This window comes from Rhabdonatronobacter sediminivivens (assembly GCF_013415485.1).
GTDB lineage: Bacteria > Pseudomonadota > Alphaproteobacteria > Rhodobacterales > Rhodobacteraceae > Rhabdonatronobacter > Rhabdonatronobacter sediminivivens.
Genome location: NZ_JACBXS010000081.1, coordinates 1 through 2500 on the forward strand (window position 1 = coordinate 1; position 2500 = coordinate 2500).

At 55.4% G+C, this 2500-nt stretch carries 1 tRNA gene and 2 rRNA genes (1 of these 3 cut by a window edge); all 3 read right to left on the reverse strand.

Going from position 1 to position 2500, the window contains the following annotated elements:
- Window positions 1-2: 2 nt before the first annotated feature.
- A tRNA-Met gene (locus HUK65_RS17845) sits at window positions 3-79 on the reverse strand.
- An 83-nt stretch (window positions 80-162) separates the two neighbouring features.
- A 5S ribosomal RNA gene (gene rrf, locus HUK65_RS17850) occupies window positions 163-277 on the reverse strand.
- A gap of 116 nt (window positions 278-393) precedes the next feature.
- A 23S ribosomal RNA gene (locus HUK65_RS17855) occupies window positions 394-2500 on the reverse strand; it runs 724 nt beyond the window's last position.

The window sequence follows — 2500 nt, forward strand, 5'->3', positions numbered from 1 at the left end:
TTTGGTTGCGGGGGTAGGATTTGAACCTACGACCTTCAGGTTATGAGCCTGACGAGCTACCTGGCTGCTCCACCCCGCGGTGGTTTGTTTTGTGGCGCTTTTTTTGGTGCGCTGTGTGTTTGGTGTTTGTTCTGAGAGATGTGTTTTTGTGTTTCTTTTCAGGTTTGGCGGTGACCTACTCTCCCACGTCTTGAGACGCAGTACCATTGGCGCTGCGGCACTTAACTTCCGAGTTCGGGAAGGGATCGGGTGTTTTGCTCGCGCTGTAGCCACCAAACCTGAGAAGAAACACGCATCAGTTACGCTTTGTGGGCGTTACCATCGCAAGTGTATTGGGTTTTGTATTGCTTTTGATTTGATGAGCGAGGTTTTTGTGCCTTGCTGTTTCTGGATCAAATCAAGCCTATCGAGCCATTAGTACCGGTCAACTGAACGCATTGCTGCGCTTACATCTCCGGCCTATCGACGTGGTGGTCTACCACGGCTCTCAAGGGAGACCTTGTTTTGAGGGGGGCTTCCCGCTTAGATGCTTTCAGCGGTTATCCTTTCCGATCATAGCTACCCTGCACTGCGGCTGGCGCCACAACAGGTCCACCAGTGGATCGTTCACCCCGGTCCTCTCGTACTAGGGGCAACTCCTCTCAAGTCTCCAACACCCACGGCAGATAGGGACCGAACTGTCTCACGACGTTCTAAACCCAGCTCACGTACCTCTTTAAACGGCGAACAGCCGTACCCTTGGGACCTGCTCCAGCCCCAGGATGAGATGAGCCGACATCGAGGTGCCAAACGGTGCCGTCGATATGGACTCTTGGGCACCATCAGCCTGTTATCCCCGGCGTACCTTTTATCCGTTGAGCGATGGCCCTTCCACTCGGGACCACCGGATCACTATGGCCGTCTTTCGACTCTGCTCGACTTGTCAGTCTTGCAGTCAGGCTGGCTTCTGCCATTGCACTCAACGAGCGATTTCCGACCGCTCTGAGCCAACCTTCGCGCGCCTCCGTTACTGTTTGGGAGGCGACCGCCCCAGTCAAACTACCCGCCACACAGGGTCCCGGATCCGGGTAACGGACCGCGGTTAGACATCAAGCAAAGCAAGGGTGGTATCTCAAGGGAGGCTCCACCGGGACTGGCGTCCTGGTTTCAAAGCCTACCACCTATCCTGCACATGCTTGGCCTGATGCCAGTGTGAAGCTGTAGTAAAGGTGCACGGGGTCTTTCCGTCTAACCGCGGGAAGCCTGCATCTTGACAGGCAATTCAATTTCGCTGAGTCCATGTTTGAGACAGCGGGGAAGTCGTTACGCCATTCGTGCAGGTCGGAACTTACCCGACAAGGAATTTCGCTACCTTAGGACCGTTATAGTTACGGCCGCCGTTTACCGGGGCTTCATTTCGGAGCTTGCACCCCTCCATTTAACCTTCCGGCACCGGGCAGGCGTCAGACCCTATACGTCGTCTTGCGACTTCGCAGAGCCCTGTGTTTTTAGTAAACAGTCGCCACCCCCTGGTCTGTGCCCCCGGCCACTGCTTGCGCAATAACCGGGCCTCCTTCTCGCGAACTTACGGAGGTATTTTGCCGAGTTCCTTAAACATGGTTCTCTCAAGCGCCTTGGTATTCTCTACCAGTCCACCTGTGTCGGTTTCGGGTACGGTCTGATGGAGGGCTATTTCCGGGAACCTCTGAGCGGCCATCCCAATCCGATAAGGGATGACAACCTTCGAGATCCGTCACGTCCTCCTGGCCCTGGAATATTAACCAGGTTCCCATCGACTACGCATTTCTGCCTCGCCTTAGGGGCCGGCTTACCCTGCTCAGATTAGCTTTAAGCAGGAACCCTTGGACTTTCGGCGACAGGGTCTCTCACCCTGTTTGTCGCTACTCATGTCAACATTCTCACTTCTGAACGCTCCACCGGTCCCTCACGGGCCGGCTTCACAGCAGACTCCGGTTGCGTCCGGTGCGCCCTCGGGGGGCGCAAAAGACGCAAGGAGTACAGAACAGAACGCTCCGCTACCATGCGATTGCTCGCATCCTAAGCTTCGGCTCGTGGCTTGAGCCCCGTTACATCTTCGCCGCAGGACAACTTGATTAGACCAGTGAGCTGTTACGCTATCTTTAAAGGATGGCTGCTTCTAAGCCAACCTCCTGGTTGTTTTGGTCGTCCCACCTGCTTTCCCACTTAGCCACGAATTGGGGGCCTTAGCTGTAGGTCAGGGTTGTTTCCCTCTTGACGACGGACGTTAGCACCCGCCGTCTGTCTGCCGCATAGTACTCCCGGGTATTCGGAGTTTGGTTAGGATCAGTAAGCCTGTGGGGCCCCATTACCCATCCAGTGCTCTACCCCCCGGGGTATTCGTGCGACGCTCTACCTAAATAGATTTCGCGGAGAACCAGCTATCTCCGAGTTTGATTGGCCTTTCACCCCTAGGCACAGCTCATCCCGATCCTTTTCAACGGATGTGGGTTCGGCCCTCCAGTTGGTGTTACCCAACCTT